We start from the raw sequence: 21,812 nt of genomic DNA on the forward strand, positions 1-21,812 counted from the left end.
CTGCAGCTGTTCTTGCCCAGATCAATCCCGAGAACCGATATGTCCATGACCCTTGCTCCTTCCGCAAACGGCCTGCTGCCGTGAGGCAACAACGCTCAGTTAAGGGGCGAGCCATCCATAAAGGGGGGCCTTGGCCGCCTGATAGGCCGCACCAAGGGCGGCATGAACACCAAGCTCCATGCCGTAGCCGATGCGAACGGACGCCCCTTGAGCTTCTTTATGACCGCCGGGCAGGTCAGCGACTACACCGGTGCGGCCGCGTTGCTGGACGACCTGCCGAAGGCTCAGTGGCTGCTAGGTGACCGCGGCTACGACGCCGACTGGTTCAGGGATGCGCTCCAGGCCAAGGGCATCCAACCCTGCATCCCAGGGCGGCGGTCCCGCAACGAGCCGGTCAGGTACGACAAGCGCCGCTATCGGCGACGTAGCCGCATCGAGATCATGTTCGGCCGCCTCAAGGACTGGCGCCGCGTCGCAACCCGCTACGACCGCTGCCCGACCGTCTTCTTCTCCGCCATCGCCCTCGCTGCCACCGTCATCTTCTGGCTGTAATCAACGAGTCCTGACCCTAGGCAACGGACTTCGTGAAATCGGTCGGACGCCGGCATCGGCACCCGATCGTTTCACCGATGGCTTCGGTCGGACGAGCGGACCGCTCTCCTCCCGATCCCGTCGCGTTCGCCACAATGATGTCGGGGGAGCGATGCCCGGAGGCTTTTGAACAAAGCTTCGGGGAGTCGACATGGCGGGGACACAGACGCGTACAGGGGCGGTCGAACGGGTGGCGGGTTGCGACGTCGGCATACGCGCGGCGTTGCTGGCGACGGTCGCGGCGGCGCTGATCGCACCGACGCCGGGTCGGGCACGACAGGTAACGCAGGTTGCGGACGCGACCGGGGCGGCACCCTCGCCAGTCACCACCATGACGGACGCGCCGCAGGACGAGGCGGACGAGGAAAAGGTCGACAGCGACATCGTCGTCACCGGCAGCCGCATCGTCCGCGACGGCTATAGTGCCCCTACCCCGGTCACCGTGCTGGGCGCCGCCGATATCCAGGCGCAGAAGCCCGCCAATATCTCCGACTTCGTCAACCAGCTTCCCAGCATCGGACAGGGCAGCACGTCGGGCAACAGTTCGGGATCGCTGTCAAACGGCATTGCCGGCATCAATTCGGTCAATCTGCGCGGGCTGGGCGCGGGGCGGACGCTGGTGCTGCTCAACGGGCAGCGTTCGGTCGCATCCGCCGTCAACGGCGTGGTCGACATCAACACCTTCCCACAGGATCTGGTCGAGCGGGTCGAGGTCGTCACCGGCGGCGCATCGGCACAATATGGGTCCGACGCGGTCGGCGGCGTCGTCAACTTCATCCTCGACGAACGGTTCAAGGGGCTGAAGCTGTCGGCCGATCAGGGCATCTCGACCTATGGCGACGGGCGCAACTATCGGTTGGCGGCGACAGTCGGCGTCTCGGGGTTCGACGACCGCCTGCACGTACTGCTGAGCGGCGAATATTTCCGGCAGGAAGGCGTCGACACGATCGCGCGCGACTGGAACGACAATGGCTATTTCCAGATCAACAACCCCGCCTATACCGCAACCAACGGCCTGCCCCAGCGGCTGGTCGGGTCGGGTTTCGGGCCGGCGGGCTATACCAAGGGCGGGTTGGTCACCGCCGGGCCGCTGCGCGGCACCTATTTCCTGGGGGACGGACAGACCGGACAACTGACCTTCGGCACGACCAACACCACCTCTTCGCCATGGATGATCGGCGGCGACTGGCGGACGACGCTGGAAGGCCATGTCGGTACCAATTCGCTGATCCCGCACGAGGAGCGGATCAGCTTCTTCGACCGCATCGCCTTCGACGTCAGCGACGCGCTGCAGGTCTATGGGCAGGCGTCGTACAACCGCTATCGCGGGCAGAGCTTCTATCAACAGACGCCGAGCACCAACGTCACCATCCGTAGCGACAATGCCTATCTGCTGAGCCAGTATCCGGCAGTCGCGGCAGCGATGCGGGCCAACGGGCTTGCCTCGATCGCGATCGGCACGTCGAATTTCGGCTTTCCGGTGCCGGGCAGCGACAATACGCGCGAAGTCTATCGCTACGTGCTCGGCGCCAAGGGCAAGTTCCAGCTATTCGGGCAACGCTGGACGTGGGACAGCTATTACCAGCATGGCGCGACCAAGTCGCACGAGGAGCTGACCAATACCTGGAACAACGCCCGCATGGCGCTGGCGCAGGATGCGGTGCTGTCGGGTGGGCAGATCGTCTGCCGGTCGACGCTGACCAATCCGACCAATGGCTGCGTTCCGATCGACCGGCTGGGCACCGGCGGCGTGTCGGCGGCGGCGCTCAATTACATCTATGGCACCGCCCAGCCGCAGCGCGACCAGACGATCCAGCAGGACGTCGCCGCCGCCAGCGTCAACGGCGCGCTGTTCAAACTGCCCGGCGGGGTCGCGGCGATCGCGTTCGGTGGCGAATGGCGCAAGGAACAGATTGACGGCACCGTCGACCCGCAATTCTCCTCGGGCTGGCTCTACGGCAATTATCTGGTCAATCGCGGCGAATATTCGGTGAAGGAAGGGTTCGTCGAAGTCGACCTGCCGGTGCTGCCCGGACTGAACCTGAACGGTGCCGGGCGCTATACCGATTATTCGACCTCGGGCACGGTCCAGACATGGAAGGTCGGCGCGACGTGGCAGCCGATCCCCGACATCAAGTTCCGGGGAACCTATAGCCGCGACATCCGCGCCCCCAACCTGCAGGAACTGTTCGCGGCAGGCACGGCGCGCACGAACACGGTCATCCTGCCATCCAACGCGCCGCTGACCGGATCGCAACAATTCCTCGAAACGACGATCGGCAATACCAGCCTCGACCCCGAACGGGCCAAGACATGGACGCTGGGCGCGGTGTTCAGCCCCGGATTCGTCCCCGGCTTCACCACTTCGTTCGACTATTTCGACATCACCATCGACGATGCGATCGGGTCGATCACGTCGCAGAACACGGTCGATTTCTGCTATACCGGATCGAACCAGTATTGCAGCAACATCGTCTATACCGGCGGCGCGTTGCAGCGGATCATCATCCAGCCGTTCAACTTCGCCAGCCAGCATGAGCGCGGCTTCGATATCGAGGCGAGCTATCGCACCGACTTGTCGGCGATCAGCGGATCGCTGCCCGGCCGGATCAGCATCCATGGCGCGGCGACGCATTACATTTCGAACGTGATCGACAACGGGATCTTCCCGATCGACTATGCCGGGGTGAATGGCGGCAGCCTGTCGGGCGGCTTCTCGGTGCCCAAATGGCGCTACCGGGTCAGCGCCTTCTACGAACTCGATCCGGTCAGCCTGAATCTGGTCGCGCGCGGGTTCGGCAACGGCGTCTATGGCAACGACTATGTCGAATGCACCAGCGGCTGCCCGGCATCGACCACGCAATATCGCACGATCAACGAGAACCATATTCCCGGCATGATGTACCTCGACGCATCGCTGGGTGTGAAGCTGAATGCCGGCGGGCATCAGGGCAGCCTGAACTTCATCGTCAACAATCTGACGAACCGCGATCCGGTGCTGGTCGGCAACGGTCCCGACGGCAACAACGTGCCCGCCTACGCCCAGACCGCGCGGTCGATGTACGACGTGATCGGTCGCACCTTCCGCGTCGCCTTCACCATCAAATTTTGACCTTTCCAAGGGGAGTGACAAGATGACCTATCTGCACAAGGGCGCCGCCGCGCTGCTGATCGCCGCGATGGCCGGCACCGCCCTCACCCCGGCCGCGGCACAGGCGCCCAAGCCGCTGAAGGTCGAGGCCGCCGCCGCCGTCGACGCGCAGGCGAAGGACATTCAGGTGATGGTCGACACCGTGTTCAGCTTTGCCGAACCGGGTTTTCAGGAGGTGCGGACCTCCGCCTATCTGGCCGATGTCCTCGAAAAGAACGGGTTCAAGGTCGAACGCGGTGTCGCGGGCATGCCGACCGCCTTCGTCGCGACCTGGGGTTCGGGCGGGCCGCTGATCGCGCTTGGCAGCGATATCGACGGGCTGCTCGGCCTGTCGCAGATGCCGGGCGTGGCGCAGCAGAAGCCGCTGGTGCCCGGCGCGCCGGGCCATGGCGAGGGGCATAATTCGGGCATGCCGATGATGATCGCCGCCGCGATCGCCGCCAAGCAGGTGATGGAGAAGAACAAGATCCCCGGCCGGCTGATGCTGTGGCCCGGCGTCGCCGAGGAATTGCTGGCGACCAAGGCCTATTATGTCCGCGCCGGCGTGTTCAAGGATGTCGATGCCTCGATCTTCTCGCACGTCAGCAGCGATTTCGGTACCGCGTACGGCGAACTCGGCATGAACGGCATGGTGTCGGTCGAATATACCTTCCACGGCAAGACCGCCCATGCCGGCGGCATGCCGTGGGAGGGCCGCTCGGCGCTCGACGGCGTCGAACTGATGGATACCGCGTGGAATTTCCGGCGCGAGCATCTGCCCGTCACGCAGCGGTCGCATTACGTCATCACCAATGGCGGCGGGCAGCCCAATATCGTGCCCGACACCGCGTCGGTGTGGTATTATTTCCGCGACCGCACCTTTGCCGGGGTCAAGACGCTGTTCGATACCGGCAACGAGATCGCCGAGGGTGCCGCGCGCGCCAGCGGCACGACGGTGACGCGCCAGATCCTCGGCTATGCCGCGCCCAATTTCGGCAACAAGCCGCTCGCCGAAGCGGCCTATGCCAACATCACCGCGGTCGGCATGCCGAAATGGACGCCCGCCGATCAGGCCTTTGCCAAGACGGTACAGGAAACCAACGGCCGCAAGGTCGAAGCACTGCGCAGCGTGCCCGCTCCTCTCAGCACCCCGGAGAACCGCACCGCGGTATTCGGCGGCGGGTCGGACGATATCGGCGACATCATGTGGACGGTGCCGACGATCACCATCCGTTTCCCGTCGAACATCCCGAACATGATCGGCCACCACATCACCTCGGCAATGGCGATGGCGACGCCGATCGCGCACAAGGGCGTCGAGGCGGGCGCCAAGGCGGTGGCGATGACCGTGCTCGACCTGATGACCACGCCAAAGCTGGTCAGCGCGGCCAAGACCTATTTCCGCGACGTCCAGCTCAAGACCGACAGCTATGCGCCGTTGATCGGCCCGGACGACAAGCCGGCGATCTGGCTGAACGAAAAGCTGATGCGCGAGATGCGGCCCGAGATGGAGAAATATTACTACGACGCGAGCAAATATCCGACGTATCTCGATCAGATCGGCGTTCGTTATCCGGGTTCCGGTTCCGCGAAATGATTAAGACGGGCCGCCCTCCTTTCGGGAGGGCGGCCGCATTCGTCCTGTTCGAATATGGCGCCGGACTCTGGACCCCGGCGTGCGGAACGTCCATCTTCCGGCCAGGCTGTCGGATACAGCGCGGCAGCGCCAAACCGGCATCCGATTTCCCGCAACGCCGTAGAGTGATGCATGTCCCAGTTGAATTGCGAGTTGCTGGACCTGCGCGCGCTCCTTGCCGTGGCGGAGGGCAAGAGTTTCCTGCGCGCGGCGGAACAGCTCAACCTGTCGCAACCGGCGCTCAGCCGGCGGGTGCAGAAGCTGGAGGCGATGGTCGGCACGCCGCTCCTCGAACGGACGACCCGCAGCGTCCGGCTGACCCCCGCAGGGCAGGAGATCGTACCGCTGCTGCGGCGGTTGCTTGAGGAGGTCGACCATTCGCTGCTGGGCATGATGGCACTGGGCGAGCGGCGCGCCGGGCGGCTGACCGTCGCCAGCATCCCCAGCGCGACGGTGCGGTTCCTGCCCGACGTGCTGGAACAGTTCGGGCAGGAATATCGCAACGTCCGCGTCCGCGTGCTCGACCTGTCGGCGACCGAATGTGCCGAGGCGGTGCGGACCGGCGAGGCGGAGTTCGCCATCACCCTGCCGGTACTGTCGGATGCCGACCTGTCGTTCGAGCCGCTGACCGACGATCCCTATGGACTGGTCTGCCGACGCGACGATCCGCTGGCGGACATGCCCGCACCGGGCTGGGCCGACCTTGCGGGCATGCGGCGGGTGACGGTGCATATGGGGAGCGGCAACCGGACCGCGCTCGACGCCGGGCTGGCGCGGGCGGGGATCGAGTTGCGCTGGTTCTACGAAGTGACGCGGCTGACCTCGGCGCTGGCGCTGGTACAGGCGGGGCTTGGGCCATCGGTGCTGCCGCGCCTCGCCTGTGAGGGGCCGGAGGCGCGCGATCTGGTGTGGCGGCCGCTGGCCGGCGCGGAGGTCGTGCGGACGATCGGCGTGCTGCGCCGCGCGTCGGCGACGCTGTCGCCGACCGCGACCCGGCTGATGGCGCTACTCGCCGCGGCGTGGGGGCGGTAGGGCGGGGCGGACCCCGCTCCACCGGGTGACCAGCAGCGACGCGGCGACATTGGCGGTGCCGCTGGTCAGCGCACGGATTTCGGACAGGAAGCGGTCGATCGCGATCAGCAGCGCCGCCGCGCCCACGGGGACGTCGGGCAGCAGCGACAGGGTGAGCAGCAGCGCCGAAAAGCCACTGCCCGTGACCCCCGCCGCCGCTTTCGACGTGACCAGCATCACCGCGAGATAGGCGAGGATGCGCTGGGGCGAGAGGGTCACGTCGACCGCTTCGGCGAGGAACAGCGTCGCGACGATCAGATAGACGGCGGTGCCGGCGAGGTTCAGTGAATAGCCGAGCGGCACGGTCAGCCCGACGATGCCGCGCGGACAGCCCATCGCCTCCAGCTTTTCGATCAGGCGCGGCAGCACGACCTCGGTCGAGGAGGTGCCGAGGACGATCAGGATTTCGTCGCGGAACAGGCGCCACAGCCCACCGGGGCCGATGCCGGTCGCCAGCCGTACCGCCAGCAGCAGCCCCGCGACCAGCAGACCGCAGGCCAGCGCCAGCGTCGCGACCAGCATGCCAAGCGACCCGATGAAGCCGACGCCGTAGGTGCCGACGGTGAAGGCAATTGCACCGAACGCCCCGACCGGGGCGGCGCGGATCAGGAAGCCGAAGATCGCGAACTGCAACCGCGTCAGCGCCTCGATCCCGCGGACGATCGGCGCACCCGCTTCGCCGATGCGCAACAGGCCGAAGCCGACCAGCGCGGCGACGAACAGGACCGGCAGGACGTCGCCGGCGGTGAAGGCGGAGAACAGCGTGTCGGGGACGATATGGAGCAGGAAATCGCCCGGCCCGGCGATTGCGCGCGCGCGGACCTGTTGCGCTACGAGGTCGAGCATCGCCGTGTCGGGGGCGAGCACCAGCCCCTCGCCCGGATGGAGGACCAGCGCGGCGCCCAGCCCCAGCCCGAGCGCGGCAAGGGTAATTGCGAGGAAGATCAGGATGCTGCGCAACACGGTCGCGCCGGTATCGCGCGTCGCGCCGTGGCGCACGATCCCTTCGACGATCGTGCAGAACAGGACCGGCGGCACCATCATCCGCATCGCCTTTACAAAGGCGATGCCGAGCGGACCCAGCGCGCGGCCGAGATCGGGCAGCCAGACGCCGATCAGCGTGCCGGCCGCGATCCCGAGCAGCATCTGGACCCAAAGGTGACGAAGGTTACGCGTAGCGACCGTCCTTTCGCGGCTATTTATGCGTGCGACGCATAAAGCGGCTCGATCATTGCATTTGATCGAAAGGCCGCCGGTGCTGCTTAGTGTCGCATACGGCACGCCGGCTCAAGCCTTTGCCGCCACGGGAATCCGCCGGAGAGCGGGACGAACGAGAGGTGTTCATGCACGATCCACTATCCAGGCCGATGGCCGTCCTGTCGCGGCGCACCACGCTGTTCCTGGGACTTGCCGCGCTGATCGGCTTCCAGACCGGCGATGCCACCGCGCAGCGCCGCCCCCGCGAACTCCATGTCTTCACCTCGGGCGGGTTCACCGCCGCGTTCGAGGCGCTGGCCAAGCAATATGAACGCGATACCGGCGTCCATATCGTCACCGAACACGGGCCGTCGATGGGCGACACGCCACAGGCGATCCCCAACCGCCTGGCGCGCCACGAAGCCGCCGATGTCGTCATCCTCGCGCGCAGCGGGCTCGACAGGCTGGCCGAACAGAAGGTCGTGACGCCCGGCACCACCGTCGATCTGGGATTGTCCAAGATCGCCGTCGCGGTGAAGGCGGGCGCGCCCACCCCGAACATCACCACCCCCGACGCGCTGCGATCGACGCTGCTGACCGCCAAGTCGGTGGCATGGTCGGACAGCGCATCGGGCGTGTATATCCAGTCGGCGATGCTCGACCGGTTGGGCATCGCCGATCAGGTCCGACCCAAGGGACGGATGATCCCCGCCACCCCGGTCGGCAAGATCGTCGCCGACGGTCAGGCCGAGATCGGGTTCCAGCAGCTGAGCGAACTCAAGCCCGTCAAGGGCATCCGCATCATCGGCCTGCTGCCCGACACGTTGCAGAAGGTCACGCCCTTCTCGGCCGGTGTCGTCGCCTATTCCCCGCATCAGGCCGAAGCACGCGCGCTGATCGCCTATCTCGCCTCCCCCAAAGCCCACCGGCAGATCCGCGACAGCGGCCTCGAACCGGTCGTCGCAAAGGTGACACCATGACCCAAGCCATCCCCTTCCCCGCCGACACGGCGGGTTCGACGCCGCCGATTTCGGCCGCCGCCAAGAAGTCGGCGTTCAAGTCGATCTTCATCGTCGCCAGCGGCAACTTCCTCGAAATGTTCGACTTCATGGTGTTCGGCTATTACGCCACCTACATCGCGAAGGCGTTTTTCCCGACCGGCAGCGAGTTCGCATCACTGATGCTGACGCTGATGACCTTCGGCGCCGGATTCCTGATGCGGCCGGTCGGTGCGCTGGTGCTGGGTGCCTATATCGACCGGCACGGGCGGCGGCAGGGCTTGCTGCTGACGCTGGGGCTGATGGCGCTCGGCACGCTCGCCATCGCGGTGACGCCCACTTATGAACAGATCGGCCTCGCCGCGCCGATCATCATCCTGATCGGACGGCTGGTGCAGGGCCTGTCGGCGGGTGTCGAGGTCGGCGGCGTGTCGGTCTATCTGAACGAGATCGCGCCGCCCAACCGCAAGGGCTTCTTCACCTCGTGGCAGTCGGCCAGCCAGCAGGCGGCGGTGGTGTTCGCCGCGCTGATCGGCCTACTGGTGTCGACCAACCTGTCGCCCGACACGATGCAGGCATGGGGCTGGCGCATCCCGTTCATCATCGGCTGCGTGATGATCCCGTTCCTGTTTGTCATCCGTCGCCACATGGAAGAGACCGAGGCGTTCCTGAACCGCAAGGAGCATCCGCAGCTCGGCCAGATCCTGCGGACCATCGGCGGCAACTGGGGCGTAGTGGTGCAGGGCACGCTGATGGCGGTGATGACCACCGTCTTCTTCTACATGATCACCGCCTATACCCCGACCTTCGGCAGCAAGGTGCTGTCGCTCAGCCCGGGCGAGAGCCTGTTCGTCACCGCCTGTGTCGGCATCACCAACTTCGTGCTGCTGCCGGTGATGGGGGCGCTGTCGGACCGGGTCGGGCGTCGTCCGCTGCTGATCACCGCGACGGTGCTGGGCGCGGTGCTCGCCTATCCGCTGATGAGCTGGCTGGTCGCCTCGCCCAGCTTCGGGCGGCTGCTCGCGGTCGAACTGCTGCTCGCGGCGATCTATGCGACCTATAATGGTGCCTTCATCGTCTATCTGACCGAAGTCATCCCGGCGCATGTCCGCACCGTCGGCTTCAGCCTCGCCTACAGCCTTGCCACCGCGATCTTCGGCGGGTTCACCCCGGCGATCAGCACCGCGCTGATCGGGGCGACCGGCGACAAGGCGATCCCCGGCGCATGGTGCGCCGCCGCCGCGATCCTGTCGCTCCTCGCGCTCTTGATCGGCAGTGCGCGGGCGCGGCGCAAGGCGGGGTGATTGGACGGACATATCCCGGCGGATGCCGGGATATGTCGGCGAGACGGACAGCGCCGGCATCGTCATTCCCGCAAGGGCGGGGCCGCTGCGAACGTCGCGTTTTTGAATGCAAGTTGGTCGTACCCCGGCGGAGGCCGGGGTCCAGTTGGCACGTCTTTTCAGAAATTTACGAACGTCCCCCAACTGGGCCCCGGCCTTCGCCGGGGTACGGGAACCTCGTTCCGCAGCGATACTGCGTCTGCCGGAACGACGATCCGAGACGAGGATGCACAACCTCCATCCGCCCCATTCGGAGAAATCCCATGTTTCGTGCCAGCCTGTTGGCCACGAGCCTGTTGATCGCCGCGCCGGCAGCGGCGCAGGACGCCGATGTCGCGACGCTGGCCCGGCTGGTCCGCGAACAGGCCGCCCGGATCGAACGCCTCGAAGCGCGGCTGGCCGCGGTTGAAGGCACCGCTGCCGCCGCGACCGATGCGCCGCCGCCGCAGGTGGCGCAGACCACGCCACCGGTCCGCACCCCCGCCCCGCTCGGTCAGTCGCTGCCGTCCGACGCGCATCCGCCGTCGCTGGAGGCGCGGATGGCGCGGGTCGAGCGGGCACAGCGCGAAAATGCCCATGTCGACTGGTCGAAGGGCACACCCGAATTCGTCAGCGCCGATGGCGCGCTGAGCTTCCGTCCGCGCGGTCGCATCCTGATCGATGCCGGCACCACGACCGGCAGCGACGTCGCCAACCGCAACGTGACCGCCACGCAGGCGCGATCGCTCCGCCTCGGCATCGAGGGGACGTTCGGCAAGCATCTGTCCTATCTGCTCGAAGGCGATTTCGCCGATAACGAGGTGGCGATCAAATCGGCCTATCTCGCCTGGACCACCGGGTTCCTGGGGGAGCAGGCGGAGTTCGCGCTGGGCAACCGGCTGAACGATCGCGGGCTGGACGGGTCGAGCGGCACGATCGCGGTCCCGTTCCTCGAACGCAATGTCGTGGCGCAGGGGATCATCCCGGCGCGGGGCTTTTTCGGACTCGGCGCGGCGGCCCGCGTCTATGGCAAGGGGTGGCATGTCGGCGTGCAGCTGTCGGGGGACGATATCGCCAACCCCGGCACGGCGGGCGACGGGATGACCATCGCGGCGCGCGCGCACTGGAACCCGGTTCGCACCGACGACTGGCTGGTGCATCTGGGCCTGTGGGGCTTTCACGAACGGCTGGCGAGCGATGTCAGCCGTCCGACGCGCAGCATCGCCGTCGGCGGCTTCTACAACGACAATCTGCGGATCGCGCCGGGCAGCTTCCCCGGTCCGGTGTCGGGCGACGGCTATGGCGTCGAACTCGGCACCTTCCACCACTCGCTCTGGGCCTATGCCGAGGCGGGCAGCCGGCAATTGGCGAATCGCGCGGGCGACACCACCCATCAGAACGCATGGGCGGTGCAGGGCGGCTGGTTCCTGACCGGCGAGACGCCGCCCTATCTGACGCGGGGCGGGGTGTGGAGCCGGCCGAAGGTGCTGCGTCCCTTCACCACCGGCGGCAGCGGTGCGGTCGAACTGGCCGCGCGATACGAGGAGCTGGACTATAGCGACAATCCGACCGCCGGGCGCGGGACGGCATTGACGCTGGGCGTCAACTGGTACCTCAACAATTTCGTCCGGCTGCAGCTGAACGCGATCGACTGGCTGCTGGCCAACCCGGTCGCGGGCGCGATAGCGCGCGACCATGGCCGCAGCCTGATCGGACGGGCGCAAATCGCGTTCTGATGCGTTAATGGTTGCAGTGCAGCAACGAGTGGGACGGCATGGGGTCGCGACGCGGTAGATTGGCGACGACGATGGCGGATGCGGGCGACGGCGTCCCGCCGGGCAGCGGCATGCCGGACGTCACCGATGCCCGGCCGGCAGCGGCGCGCGGCTATCGCGTGATCGCGCTGGTCGTCGCATCGGCGCTGTTCATGCAGCAACTCGATGGCACGGTGCTGACCATCGCGCTGCCGACGATGGCGCGCGACCTGGGCGTGCCCGCCACCAATCTCAGCCTTGCGCTGACCAGCTATCTGCTGTCGCTGGCGCTGTTCATTCCGGCGAGCGGGACGCTGGCCGACCGGTTCGGGTCGCGGACGATCTTTTGCGGTGCGATCGGCGTGTTCCTGCTCGGGTCGATCCTGTGCGCACAGGCGGGGTCGCTGTGGATGCTGGTCGCGGCGCGCTTCCTGCAGGGCATCGGCGGGGCGATGATGGTGCCGGTCGGGCGGCTGGTCCTGCTGCGCAGCGTGCGACGCGAGGACATGGTGCAGGCGCTGTCATGGCTGGTCATGCCCGCATTGGTCGGGCCGATCCTCGGGCCGCCGCTGGGCGGGTTGATCGTGACGTGGCTCGACTGGCGCTGGATCTTCTATCTCAACATTCCGATCGGCATCGCCGGCATCCTCGGCGCGCTGACCCTGATCCCCGACATTCGCGGCGACGGGCCGCAGCGGTTCGACACAAGCGGGTTCGTCCTGTCGGGGATCGCGCTGGGCTGCCTGTTGTTCGGGTTCGAACTGTCGAGCCGGGCGGGGACCGGCTGGATCGCGCTGGCGCTGGTCGGCACCGGGCTGGCCGCCGGATACGCCTATATCCGCCATGCGCGGCGCGCCACCGACCCGATCCTCGACCTGCGGTTGATGCAGGTGCCGACCTTTCGCCTGTCGGTGATCGGCGGGTCGCTGACGCGGATCACCCAGGGGGCGCAGCCGTTCCTGCTGCCGCTGATGTTCCAGATCGGGTTCGGCCTGTCGGCGGCGACGACCGGCACGATCACCATGGCGACCGCGATCGGCGCGCTGGCGATGAAGGCGCTGGCGCCGCGCGTGCTGCGCCGGTTCGGCTTTCGCCGCAGCCTGATCGTATCGGGGCTGGTGAGCAGCCTCGGCTATGCCACCTGCGCGTTGTTCCGGCCCGACTGGCCGGTCGCGGCGATTATCGGCGTGCTCGCTTTGTCCGGCTTCTTCACCTCGTTCCAGTTCACCGGCTACAACGCCATCGCCTATGCCGAGGTCGCGGACGGGCGGATGAGCGCGGCGGCCAGCTTCTATGCGACGTTCCAGCAGTTGATGCTGTCGCTCGGCATCTGCGTCGCGGCGACGGTGCTGGAAGTCGGCACGCTGGCCGGCGGCGGGGGCGCGCCGACCCTGACGGTCTTCTCGACGGCGTTCGCGGTCGTATCCGCGATCTCGGCCGCGGCGTTCTTCTGGAACCGGCAATTCGCGACCGACGCCGGCGACACGATGAGCGGCCATCGCCCGTAAGGGCCGATGCCTATCCGGCGACGCCCAGCTGCGACAGCATGAACGCTTGCCATTCGGCCTTCTGGCGAAGGCGTTCGAACCGGCCGGACTTGCCGCCATGCCCCGCTTCCATGTCGATGCGGAACAGCAGCGGGTTGGCGTCGGTCTTGCGCTCGCGCAGCCTCGCCACCCATTTGGCGGGTTCGTAATATTGCACCTGGCTGTCCCACAGCCCGGTGCCGACATAGAGCGCCGGATACGCCTGTGCCGCGACATTGTCGTAGGGCGAGTAGCTCAGCATATAGTCGTAATAGGGCTTGTCTGCCGGGTTGCCCCATTCGTCATATTCGAAGGTCGTCAGCGGGATCGACGCGTCGAGCATCGTCGTGACGACGTCGACAAAGGGGACCTGCGCGACCATCACCTTGTAATCCTGCGGCGCCATGTTGGCGACCGCGCCCATCAGCAGGCCGCCGGCGCTGCCCCCCATCGCGGCGACGCGCCCCGGGGCGGCATATTTCTGCGCGACCAGATAGCGGGTGACATCGATGAAATCGGTGAAGCTGTTCTTCTTCTTGAGCAGATGGCCGTCGTCATACCAGCGGCGACCCATTTCCTGACCGCCGCGGATATGGGCGATGGCATAGATCACGCCGCGATCGAGCAGCCCGATCTGGCCCGGATCGACCGACGGATCGGTCGAATAGCCGTAGCTGCCATAGGCATATTGGAACAGCGGCGCGGTGCCGTCGCGCTTCAGGCCCTTGCGATAGACGAGCGAGACGGGAATGCGCGTCCCGTCGCGGGCCGGCGCCCATAGCCGTTCGGTGACGTAGTTCGACGGATCATAGCCCGGTACCGGCGTCACCTTCAGCGTCCGGCGCTCGCCGGTCCGCGCGTTGATCTCGAAGGTCGTCGTCGGCGTCACCAGCGAACTGTAGGTGTAGCGGACCCAGGGCGTATCCGGCTCCTCGTTCGTCGACAGGCCCATGCGATAGGCGGGTTCGCCCGCCTGTACGGGCACCGAGCGGCCGCTATCGGTCAGCAGGCGGATCATGCGGTTGCCGCCCGCGCGCTGGTCGATCGCGACGAAGCCGGAGAACGGCTTGAAATCCTCGATGAACACCGTGTCGCTGGCCGGCACCAGATCGCGCCACGCAGCGACGCCGCTTGCCGCATCCCGGTCGGCAAGCGTCACCAGCTTGTAGTTCAGCGCATCGCGGTTGGTCCGGATGATCCAGCGCTCGCCCAGATGGTCCGCAGCGTAGCGGAACTCGCGCCGGCGGGGCGCGATCACGGTGAATGCGTCCGGCCGGGTCGCGGGCGCGCAACGCTGTTCGTCGCTGACCGTGCTCTGGACGGCGATGCAGACATAGCGATCGTCGGTGGTCCGGCCGATCGTCATCTGGAAGGTGTCGTCCTTCTCCTCGTACAGCATGCGGTCGGCGCTGACCGGGGTGCCGAGGGCATGCGCCATCACCCGGTAGCCGCGAAGCGTCACCGGGTCCTTCGCGATATACAGGATCGTGCGGTTGTCGCCGGCCCAGACGATATTGGGTTCGATGTTCGAAACGGTATCGGCAAGGACCCGGCCGGTCGCGATATCCTTTACCTTCAGCACATATTGCCGCCGCCCGACCGTATCTTCGGCCCAGGCGACCATCCGGTTGTCGGGACTGACCGACCAGTTCGACAGCGCGAAGAAATTATGCCCCTTCGCCATGGCGGGCTGATCGAACAGCACCGCCGGGGCGGCGGTCGCGCTGCCCCGGCGCCGTTCGATCACCGGATAGTCGGCACCGGTCGCGAAACGCGACGCATACCAATAGCCGTTCTTCAGGAACGGGACGCTGCTGTCGTCCTGTTTGATATGCGCGACGGCCTCTTCGTAGAGTTTCGTCTGGAGCGGCTTGAGCGCGGCCAGTTGCGCGTCGGCATAGGCGTTCTCGGCCGCCAGATAGGCCAGCATGTCCGGCCGCTTGCGGCTGTCGTCGCGCAGCCAGTAATATTCATCCTCCCGCGTACCGTTCGGCGAGGTCACCTGATACGGTTTCTTCGCGGCGACCGGCCCGCGCGGCCCCGCCCCTTGCGCGAACACCGGAACCGCCAGCGACACCAGCATCGTCGCCGTCACCCACCGCATTCTCATGGCCCTGCCCCCGAAGCATCGTCGCGCGAGAGGATGACCGGGCCGGGCGAGCAACGCAAGGGCGCCCGATCCGGTGGCCGGGCACCGGATCGGGCGGGCATCGGCTATTTCGCGACCGTTGCCGCCCCGTCGGTCGCGATGCGCGATCCGTCGGCGTTGAGGCCGAGGTCGCGCAGCAGCGGGCCGACCTGCGGATCGGCGCCGTTGAAGTTGCGGAACATGGTCGCGTAATCCTCGGTATGGCCCTTGGACAGGATCAGGTCGCGGAAGCGCTGGCCATTGGCGCGGGTCAGGCCGCCATGCCGTCCGAACCAGTCGAACGCGTTCGCGCTGAGCATCTTGGTCCAGCTATAGGCGTAATAGCCCGCCGCATAGCCATTGCCCCAAATGTGCAGGAAATAGGTCGAGCGATAGCGCGGGGGCACGTCGGCAATGTCCAGCCCGGTCGCGGCCAGCGCCTTCGCCTCGAACGCATCGGCATTCTGCACCCCGTCCGCGGCGGTCAGCGAATGCCAGCTCATGTCCATTTCGGCAGCGGCCAGCGCCTCGCCGAACGAATAGCCCGAATTGAACGTGCCGGCGCGCTTGATCTTGTCGATCAGGGTCTGCGGAATGACCTGTCCGGTGCGGTAATGCACCGCGTAATGCGGCAGGATCTTGGGATCGAGCGCCCAATGTTCGTTGAACTGCGACGGAAACTCGACGAAGTCGCGCGCGGTGTTGGTGCCCGAAATGCTCGGATAGGTCTGGTTGGCGAACAGGCCGTGCAGCGCATGGCCGAATTCGTGGAACATGGTCGTCACGTCGTCGAAGCTGATCAGCGCGGGCTGTCCGGCGGCGGGTTTGGTGAAGTTGGCGACGTTGTAGATGACCGGCTTCGTGCCGAGCAGCTTCGACTGGTTGACGAAGTTCGACATCCACGCGCCGCCATTCTTGTTGTCGCGTTTCCACAGGTCGAAATACATCAGCCCGACGGGCGTGCCGTTCGCCTCCAGCACCTCATAGACGCTGATATCGGGATGATAGACCGGAATGTCGGTCCGCAGCTTGAACGTCACGCCGTAAAGCTGGTTGGCGGCATAGAACACGCCGTCGGTCAGCACCTTGTCGATTTCGAAATAGGGCTTCAGTTCGTCCTGGTTGAGGTCGTAGCGCGCCTTGCGGACCTGTTCGGAATAATAGTCCCAGTCCCATGGCTTGAGCTGGAAATCGCCGCCGGTCGCGGCGATCTGTGCCTGCAACTCGGCCGCCTCGCGCCGCTGTTCGGCGGCGACCGGCGTGCCAAGGCGCTGCATGAAGCCCAAAGCGGTCTGGGGGTTCTGCGCCATCTGGTCCTGCAGCACGTAATCGGCCCAGGTCTTGAAACCGAGCAGCTTCGCCTTTTGCGCACGCAGCGCCGCGATCTGCACGATCGTCGCGCGGGTGTCGTTGGCATCGCCCTTCGCCGCGCGGGTCCAGCTGGCGTTGAACAGCGCCTCGCGCGTCGCCCGGTTCTTCAGCGTCGCCAGTTCGGGTTGCTGCGTCGTATTCTGCAACGTCAGCACATATTTGCCGGCCAGCCCGCGCGCCTTCGCCGCATCGGCCGCCGCGGCGATCTCACCCTCCGACAGTCCGTCGAGCTTCGCGCGGTCGTCGACCACCAGCGCGCCGGCCTTCGCCGCGGCGAGCAGCTTCTGCTGGAACGCGGTCTCCAGCGTCGAGAGTTGCGCGTTATAGCCGCTCAGCGTCTTCTTGTCGGCAGGCGACAGCAGCGCGCCGGCGCGGACCATGCCTTGATAGGTGAGCGTCAGCACCTGCAATTGTTCGGCGTTCAAGCCCAGCGACTGGCGCCGATCGTACAGCGTCCGCACCCGCGCGAACAGGGCGGGGTCGAGGTTGATCGCGTCCTGATGCGCGGCGAATTCGGGGGCGAGTTCGGCCTGCGTTCGTTGCAGCGTGTCGTCGGTATTGGCACCGACCACTCCGTAAAAGGCGAGGCTGGCACGTTCGAGCAGCCGGCCCGACCGTTCCATCGCCGCGATCGTGTTGTCGAAGGTCGGCGCGCTGCGGGCGCGGGTGATCGCGGCGATCTCCGCGCGTTGTTCGGCCATGCCCGCACGGATTGCCGGGCCGTAATCGCCGCTCTTGATCCGGTCGAACGGCGGCGCCTGGAACGGCAGCGTGCTCGTGCGCGCGAAGGGGTTGGTCGCGGGCAGCGGCGCGGCGATGGCGGTGGTCGACAGCATCAGGATCGTGGCGGCGGCGGTAACGGGAAACAGGCGCATGACGGCTCCGTCGGTACAGGGATGGCGACGGTGTCGCACCGCCGGCGCCGTCCCGCAATGCCCGCCGACATGCGAAGCCGGCCGCATCGCGTGGCGGTGCGTGCTTGTCATCGGGTTCACAACCGCTAAGCCATCGGCAACGTGGCGAAAACGCCGGTCGATAGGTAGGAGAGCACCATGCGCACGGCATTCGGCATCGGTTTGGCGCTGGCGATGATGGTCTCCCCGGTCATGGCCGGACCTGCACAGGAACAGAGCAACGTCCTGAGCGCGCAGGAACGGGCGCAGGGGTGGCGGCTGTTGTTCAACGGGCGCGACCTGTCGGGATGGCGCGCGTTCGATGGTACGGCGCCGGCCGTTTCCTGGGTGGTGCGCGATGGCGCGTTGATGCTCGACAAGCGCGATGGCGAGATGCGCGGCGACGATCTGGTCACCGCCGATCGCTATGGCGCGTTCGAGCTGACGCTCGACTGGAAAGTGGCGCGCGGCGGCAATAGCGGCGTGCTCTACCTTGCCCGCAACGTGGCCGGCGCGCCGCTGCTGTACCAGAGCGGGCTGGAGATGCAGGTGCTCGACAATGCCGGCCATTCGGACGGCAGGATCCCGACGCATCGCGCCGGGGCGCTGTACGACATGACCGTGCCGCCGGCCGGGGCGGCGCGGCCGGCGGGCAGCTGGAACCATGCCCGGCTGCTGGTCGAGCGCGGGCGCATCCGCCAGTGGCTGAACGGGACGCCGACCGCCGACGTCTCCTATGGCGACGCGGCGTGGCGCAAGCGGGTGGCGGGATCGAAGTTCGCGACGATGCCGGTATTCGGCACCTTCCCAAGCGGGGTCATCGGCCTGCAGGACCATGGCGAGCCGGTGGCGTTCCGCAACATCAAGCTGCGCCCGATCGCCGCATCGGCCATCGACGCGCGCCGGTAACGGTCAGGCGTCGGCCCAGCGCCGCAACAGATTGTGATACAGCCCGGTCAGCTGCACGACGACGGCATCCCCCTGCCCGCGCTCGGCAGCCAGCGTCTGCACCGACTGGTCGAGGTCGAACAGCATCCGCCGCGCGCCATCGTCGCGGACCATCGACTGCAACCAGAAGAAGGCGGCGGTACGCACCCCGCGCGTGACCGGCGTCACCCGGTGCAGGCTGGACGCGGGATAGAGGATCATATGCCCGGCGGGCAGCTTGACCGTCTGCGGCCCGAAACGGTCCTCGATCACCAGTTCGCCACCATCGTAGCTGGCCGGGTCTTCGAGGAACAAGGTCGCCGACAGGTCGGAGCGGATGCGGAAATCGGTGCCGCGCTTCATGCGGATGGCATTGTCGACGTGCAGCCCGAACGCCTCCCCGCCGGCATAGCGATTGAACAGCGGCGGAAAGACCTTCAACGGCAGCGCGGCGGCGATGAACAGCGGCGCCCGGCCGAGCGCGTCGAGCACGATCGCCCCCGCCGCGCGCGCCGCATCGCCATCCTCGGGCAATTGCCGGTTGCGCTTGGCGAGCGCCGCCTGCGGCCCCGACGTCGCGTTGCCGTCGGTCCAGTCGCCGCCTGCCGTCAGCGCGCGCACCCGGTCGAGGGCGGCGGCGTCGAGAACCTCCGGTATCGCAATCAGCATCGCCGCCGCCCCCAGGTCAGAAGTTATAGAACAGGCTGAGCACCGCCTGCCGCCGGTCGCCCGGCATCGCCCAGCCACCGGAAACCGCCCCGGTCGTGGCGTTCACGTTGCTGCGCACGCCGGTCAGATAGCGTTCGTCGGTGAAGTTCTGCACGTTCAATTGCACCGTTGCCCGTTCGGCGATGGTATAGGCCAGATAGGCGCGGTGGATCAGATAATCGTCCGCGCGGAACTGCACCGGTTGCAGCGCGGTCGGCACGTTGAGCGCGATGCTGCCCTGATAGGTAAGGCCATAGCCGACCTCCAGGCCGAAGGGCAGCTTGTAGGTGGTGAACAGCGACCCCGAATGTTCGGGCGTCTGCACCAGCCACGCATCCGCCTGCGGATCGCGGATGCCCGCCGCCCGGTCGCGGTTCGAGATCGACTGCCGCACCCGCCCGTCGAGATAGGTATAGTTGGCGAAGATCGTCCAGGCAGGCACGATCGATCCCGACAGGCCGAGCGCGATGCCGTCGACCCGCGACCGGCCGTCGAGCACCTGCAAGCCCGCAGGCAGCGCCGGGTCGTTCGACGGCACGCGGTAGTTGGTGCGTTCGTTGCGGAAGATCGCGGCGGTCGCCTCCAGCCGGCGGCCGAACAGCGCGGCCTTCACCCCCGCCTCGATATTCTGCGCGGTTTCGGGGGCGACGGCGCAGGGGTCGGCGCCACCCGCGACGCTTGGCACGCCGCAGCCCAGCCGCACCGTCTGCGACGAGGGGGTCTTCGCCTTGCCATAGCCGGCATAGATGCTGACCGCGTCGACCGGATGGAACACCATGCCGCCGCGATAGGAGAACAGCCGTTCGTTCGAGTGCTGCACCCGTTGTTGCAGGGCGGTCAGGGCGGTCGTGCCCGGCGGCACCACCGCCAGCGGCAGGTTGCGGAAGCGGGCGTCCTGCACCTCCCAGCGCACCCCGCCGTTGAGTTCGAACCAGCGGCCGATCTCCAGCGTGTCGAAGGCGTAGACCGCGACATTGTGCGTTTCCGAACGCGCCTGCGCGGTGACGGTCAGGTTGACCGGCCCGGTCCAGCGCGTGTCGGGATGCGCGATCGGCAGGTCGGGCTGCGTCACCGCGACCCCGGCGGGGGTGCGCAACAGGCTGCCGCTGGTGATGTGGTAGTTCTCGACCGTGCCCGACATGCCGATATTGGCAATATTATGCAGCGCGCCCTTGCTGCCCGCTTCGTGGCGCAGATCGACCTGGTTGTGGAGCAGGTCGTTCACCTGATCGCGCGACAGGCCGCGCGGCCCCGATGGCCGCCAGTTGCCGCGCGCTAGGCCGGCCGGGCAGGCAAGCCCGACCGTTGCCGCGGCATTGGCGCCGACCGGCTGCAACCCGGTCGTGGCGAGGCAATAGGTCCCCTGCGGCGCACTGGTGATGCTGTCCTGCGCGACGCGCTGCCACCGGGTCAGGTTGCGCACCGACAGATGATCGTCGACGGCATGGCGGAAGGTGGCGGTAAGGCGATCGACGGTCTGGTCCTGCCGGTCGAGATTGGCGATGCCGTAATAATCGGACCGGTCGACGCCGGGCAGCACGCCGCCGCCGATCGGGCTTTGATAATAGGGCACGCCGTATAGCGGGACGTTGCGGTCCTGTTGATGGACATAGGCGAGCGTCAGGCTGGTCGGGCCGCCGATGCCGATCGTCACCGAAGGCGCGATGCCCCAGCGTTCGAACGTCTCGACGTCGCGCCCGGGCACGCGATTATGGTGATAGGCGCCGGTCAGCCGTACCGCGACCAGATCGGAAACGCGCCGGTTGGCGTCGATCGACGCGCGGCGATAATCGTCCGTGCCGATCGACAGTTGCGCGATCGACAGGTCCTGCGCACCCGGCACCTTCGACACGAGGTTGATGGTGCCGCCGACCGATCCCGATCCGTTGAAGACGGTGTTGGCGCCGTTATAGACCTCGATCTGCTGCAGGTTGAACGGATCGGTGCGGTTATATTGCGCCGAATCGCGCACGCCGTCGACGGTGATGTCGTTCGCCGCCGAATAGCCGCGCAGGTTGATCGAGTCGCCGTAACCGCCGCCGCCCTCGCCCGCGGCGAAGGTGATGCCGGGAATGGTCTGCAACGCGTCGCGCAGGGTCTGCAGATTCTGCTTGCGGATCGTCTGGTCGTTGAGGACGGTGATCGTCTGCGGCACGTCGGCCAGCGGCGCGGTCGCCTTCGGGCTTTCGAGCCTGGCCTCGGCCACCTTCTGTCCGTTGACCACGATGACGTCGCGGTCGTCGATCCGGTCCTGTTTCGTGTCCGGCGCTGCCGTGGCTGCGGCCGGTGCCGTGGCGATGAAGCCGATACAGCCCATCGCGAGAAAACGCATCGTGTCGTTCATTCTGGTCCCCCTTTGCGGAAGGCCAGCTATTGCGACTTACTCGCAGAGTCAATCTTGTTGCGACGTGTTCCTATTAGCATGAAGCCCGGCGACGTCCGGCAGCGCCCCCCGCCATTTTGCGCTCCGCAATGCGCCCGACCCGCGTCAACCCCGACAGATCATGCGCGGTGCCGAAGGGGTCGGCCACGACGCACACCACCCAAGCTGAGCCTGTCG

General features: G+C 66.8%; 13 protein-coding genes and 1 pseudogene. 9 read left to right on the plus strand and 5 right to left on the minus strand.

Annotated features, from left to right (window positions below):
* Positions 1 to 120: 120 nt before the first annotated feature.
* The 4 genes and pseudogenes from MF607_RS16380 to MF607_RS16395 form a co-directional block, all read left to right on the plus strand.
* Positions 121 to 552: pseudogene (locus MF607_RS16380) on the plus strand (IS5 family transposase); the annotation flags it as partial.
* Between the two features lie 370 nt (positions 553 to 922).
* Complete coding sequence (locus MF607_RS16385; protein ID WP_431311968.1) at positions 923 to 3,703, plus strand: TonB-dependent receptor plug domain-containing protein; 2,781 nt, start codon at positions 923 to 925, stop codon at positions 3,701 to 3,703.
* A 22-nt stretch (positions 3,704 to 3,725) separates the two neighbouring features.
* Entirely contained in the window at positions 3,726 to 5,318 is a 1,593-nt protein-coding gene (locus tag MF607_RS16390; RefSeq protein WP_242120770.1) for an amidohydrolase, read from the plus strand.
* 171 nt (positions 5,319 to 5,489) lie between these two features.
* Positions 5,490 to 6,389 carry a LysR family transcriptional regulator gene (locus MF607_RS16395; RefSeq protein ID WP_242120772.1) on the plus strand — a complete coding sequence of 300 codons (900 nt, stop codon included), beginning with the start codon at positions 5,490 to 5,492 and terminating at the stop codon, positions 6,387 to 6,389.
* On the opposite strand, the gene MF607_RS16400 is transcribed toward MF607_RS16395, so the two are convergent.
* Positions 6,363 to 7,574, minus strand: coding sequence for a cation:dicarboxylate symporter family transporter (locus tag MF607_RS16400; protein ID WP_242120775.1), 1,212 nt, complete (start codon positions 7,572 to 7,574; stop codon positions 6,363 to 6,365). The two genes, MF607_RS16395 and MF607_RS16400, sit on opposite strands and share 27 nt — an antisense overlap.
* Before the next feature lie 197 nt (positions 7,575 to 7,771).
* On the opposite strand from MF607_RS16400, the gene MF607_RS16405 reads away from it, so the two are divergent.
* From MF607_RS16405 to MF607_RS16420, 4 genes are all read left to right on the plus strand, one after another.
* Positions 7,772 to 8,605 (plus strand): substrate-binding domain-containing protein, encoded by an 834-nt coding sequence (locus tag MF607_RS16405; protein ID WP_242120776.1) that lies wholly within the window; start codon positions 7,772 to 7,774, stop codon positions 8,603 to 8,605.
* On the plus strand, positions 8,602 to 9,927 hold the full coding sequence (locus MF607_RS16410; RefSeq protein ID WP_242120778.1) for an MFS transporter: 1,326 nt from the start codon (positions 8,602 to 8,604) through the stop codon (positions 9,925 to 9,927). Before MF607_RS16405 ends, MF607_RS16410 begins: the two co-directional genes overlap by 4 nt.
* 302 nt (positions 9,928 to 10,229) lie before the next feature.
* A complete protein-coding gene (locus tag MF607_RS16415) occupies positions 10,230 to 11,681 on the plus strand; it encodes an OprO/OprP family phosphate-selective porin (RefSeq protein ID WP_242120780.1) in 1,452 nt (483 codons plus the stop codon).
* A gap of 38 nt (positions 11,682 to 11,719) precedes the next feature.
* On the plus strand, positions 11,720 to 13,207 hold the full coding sequence (locus tag MF607_RS16420; RefSeq protein WP_242120782.1) for an MFS transporter: 1,488 nt from the start codon (positions 11,720 to 11,722) through the stop codon (positions 13,205 to 13,207).
* A gap of 10 nt (positions 13,208 to 13,217) precedes the next feature.
* On the opposite strand, the gene MF607_RS16425 is transcribed toward MF607_RS16420, so the two are convergent.
* Together MF607_RS16425 and MF607_RS16430 are read right to left on the minus strand one after the other, a co-directional pair.
* A complete protein-coding gene (locus MF607_RS16425) occupies positions 13,218 to 15,335 on the minus strand; it encodes a S9 family peptidase (protein WP_242120784.1) in 2,118 nt (705 codons plus the stop codon).
* A 104-nt stretch (positions 15,336 to 15,439) separates the two neighbouring features.
* The gene (locus tag MF607_RS16430; protein WP_242120786.1) at positions 15,440 to 17,599 is read right to left on the minus strand and encodes a M3 family metallopeptidase; all 2,160 of its coding nucleotides are present in this window, start codon (positions 17,597 to 17,599) and stop codon (positions 15,440 to 15,442) included.
* A gap of 177 nt (positions 17,600 to 17,776) precedes the next feature.
* Here MF607_RS16430 and MF607_RS16435 point away from each other — a divergent pair, with 177 nt between their 5' ends.
* On the plus strand, positions 17,777 to 18,526 hold the full coding sequence (locus tag MF607_RS16435) for a 3-keto-disaccharide hydrolase (protein ID WP_242120788.1): 750 nt from the start codon (positions 17,777 to 17,779) through the stop codon (positions 18,524 to 18,526).
* A gap of 3 nt (positions 18,527 to 18,529) precedes the next feature.
* Here the strand turns inward: MF607_RS16435 and MF607_RS16440 are convergent, their stop codons facing one another.
* Complete coding sequence (locus MF607_RS16440) at positions 18,530 to 19,213, minus strand: Fe2+-dependent dioxygenase (RefSeq protein WP_242120790.1); 684 nt, start codon at positions 19,211 to 19,213, stop codon at positions 18,530 to 18,532.
* A gap of 16 nt (positions 19,214 to 19,229) precedes the next feature.
* Positions 19,230 to 21,596 (minus strand): TonB-dependent receptor, encoded by a 2,367-nt coding sequence (locus MF607_RS16445; RefSeq protein WP_242120793.1) that lies wholly within the window; start codon positions 21,594 to 21,596, stop codon positions 19,230 to 19,232.
* Positions 21,597 to 21,812 lie beyond the last annotated feature (216 nt).

Origin of the sequence: Sphingomonas lacusdianchii (assembly GCF_022664395.1) — a bacterium.
Classification (GTDB): domain Bacteria; phylum Pseudomonadota; class Alphaproteobacteria; order Sphingomonadales; family Sphingomonadaceae; genus Sphingomonas; species Sphingomonas lacusdianchii.

Coding starts and splice junctions, on each gene's coding strand:
- MF607_RS16445 (WP_242120793.1), bottom strand. CDS start 21,596: ATGAACGACACGATGCGTTTTCTCGCGATGGGCTGTATCGGCTTCATC.
- MF607_RS16425 (WP_242120784.1), bottom strand. CDS start 15,335: ATGAGAATGCGGTGGGTGACGGCGACGATGCTGGTGTCGCTGGCGGTT.
- MF607_RS16435 (WP_242120788.1), top strand. CDS start 17,777: ATGCGCACGGCATTCGGCATCGGTTTGGCGCTGGCGATGATGGTCTCC.
- MF607_RS16405 (WP_242120776.1), top strand. CDS start 7,772: ATGCACGATCCACTATCCAGGCCGATGGCCGTCCTGTCGCGGCGCACC.
- MF607_RS16395 (WP_242120772.1), top strand. CDS start 5,490: ATGTCCCAGTTGAATTGCGAGTTGCTGGACCTGCGCGCGCTCCTTGCC.
- MF607_RS16415 (WP_242120780.1), top strand. CDS start 10,230: ATGTTTCGTGCCAGCCTGTTGGCCACGAGCCTGTTGATCGCCGCGCCG.
- MF607_RS16400 (WP_242120775.1), bottom strand. CDS start 7,574: ATGCTGCTCGGGATCGCGGCCGGCACGCTGATCGGCGTCTGGCTGCCC.
- MF607_RS16430 (WP_242120786.1), bottom strand. CDS start 17,599: ATGCGCCTGTTTCCCGTTACCGCCGCCGCCACGATCCTGATGCTGTCG.
- MF607_RS16410 (WP_242120778.1), top strand. CDS start 8,602: ATGACCCAAGCCATCCCCTTCCCCGCCGACACGGCGGGTTCGACGCCG.
- MF607_RS16390 (WP_242120770.1), top strand. CDS start 3,726: ATGACCTATCTGCACAAGGGCGCCGCCGCGCTGCTGATCGCCGCGATG.
- MF607_RS16385 (WP_431311968.1), top strand. CDS start 923: ATGACGGACGCGCCGCAGGACGAGGCGGACGAGGAAAAGGTCGACAGC.
- MF607_RS16420 (WP_242120782.1), top strand. CDS start 11,720: ATGGGGTCGCGACGCGGTAGATTGGCGACGACGATGGCGGATGCGGGC.
- MF607_RS16440 (WP_242120790.1), bottom strand. CDS start 19,213: ATGCTGATTGCGATACCGGAGGTTCTCGACGCCGCCGCCCTCGACCGG.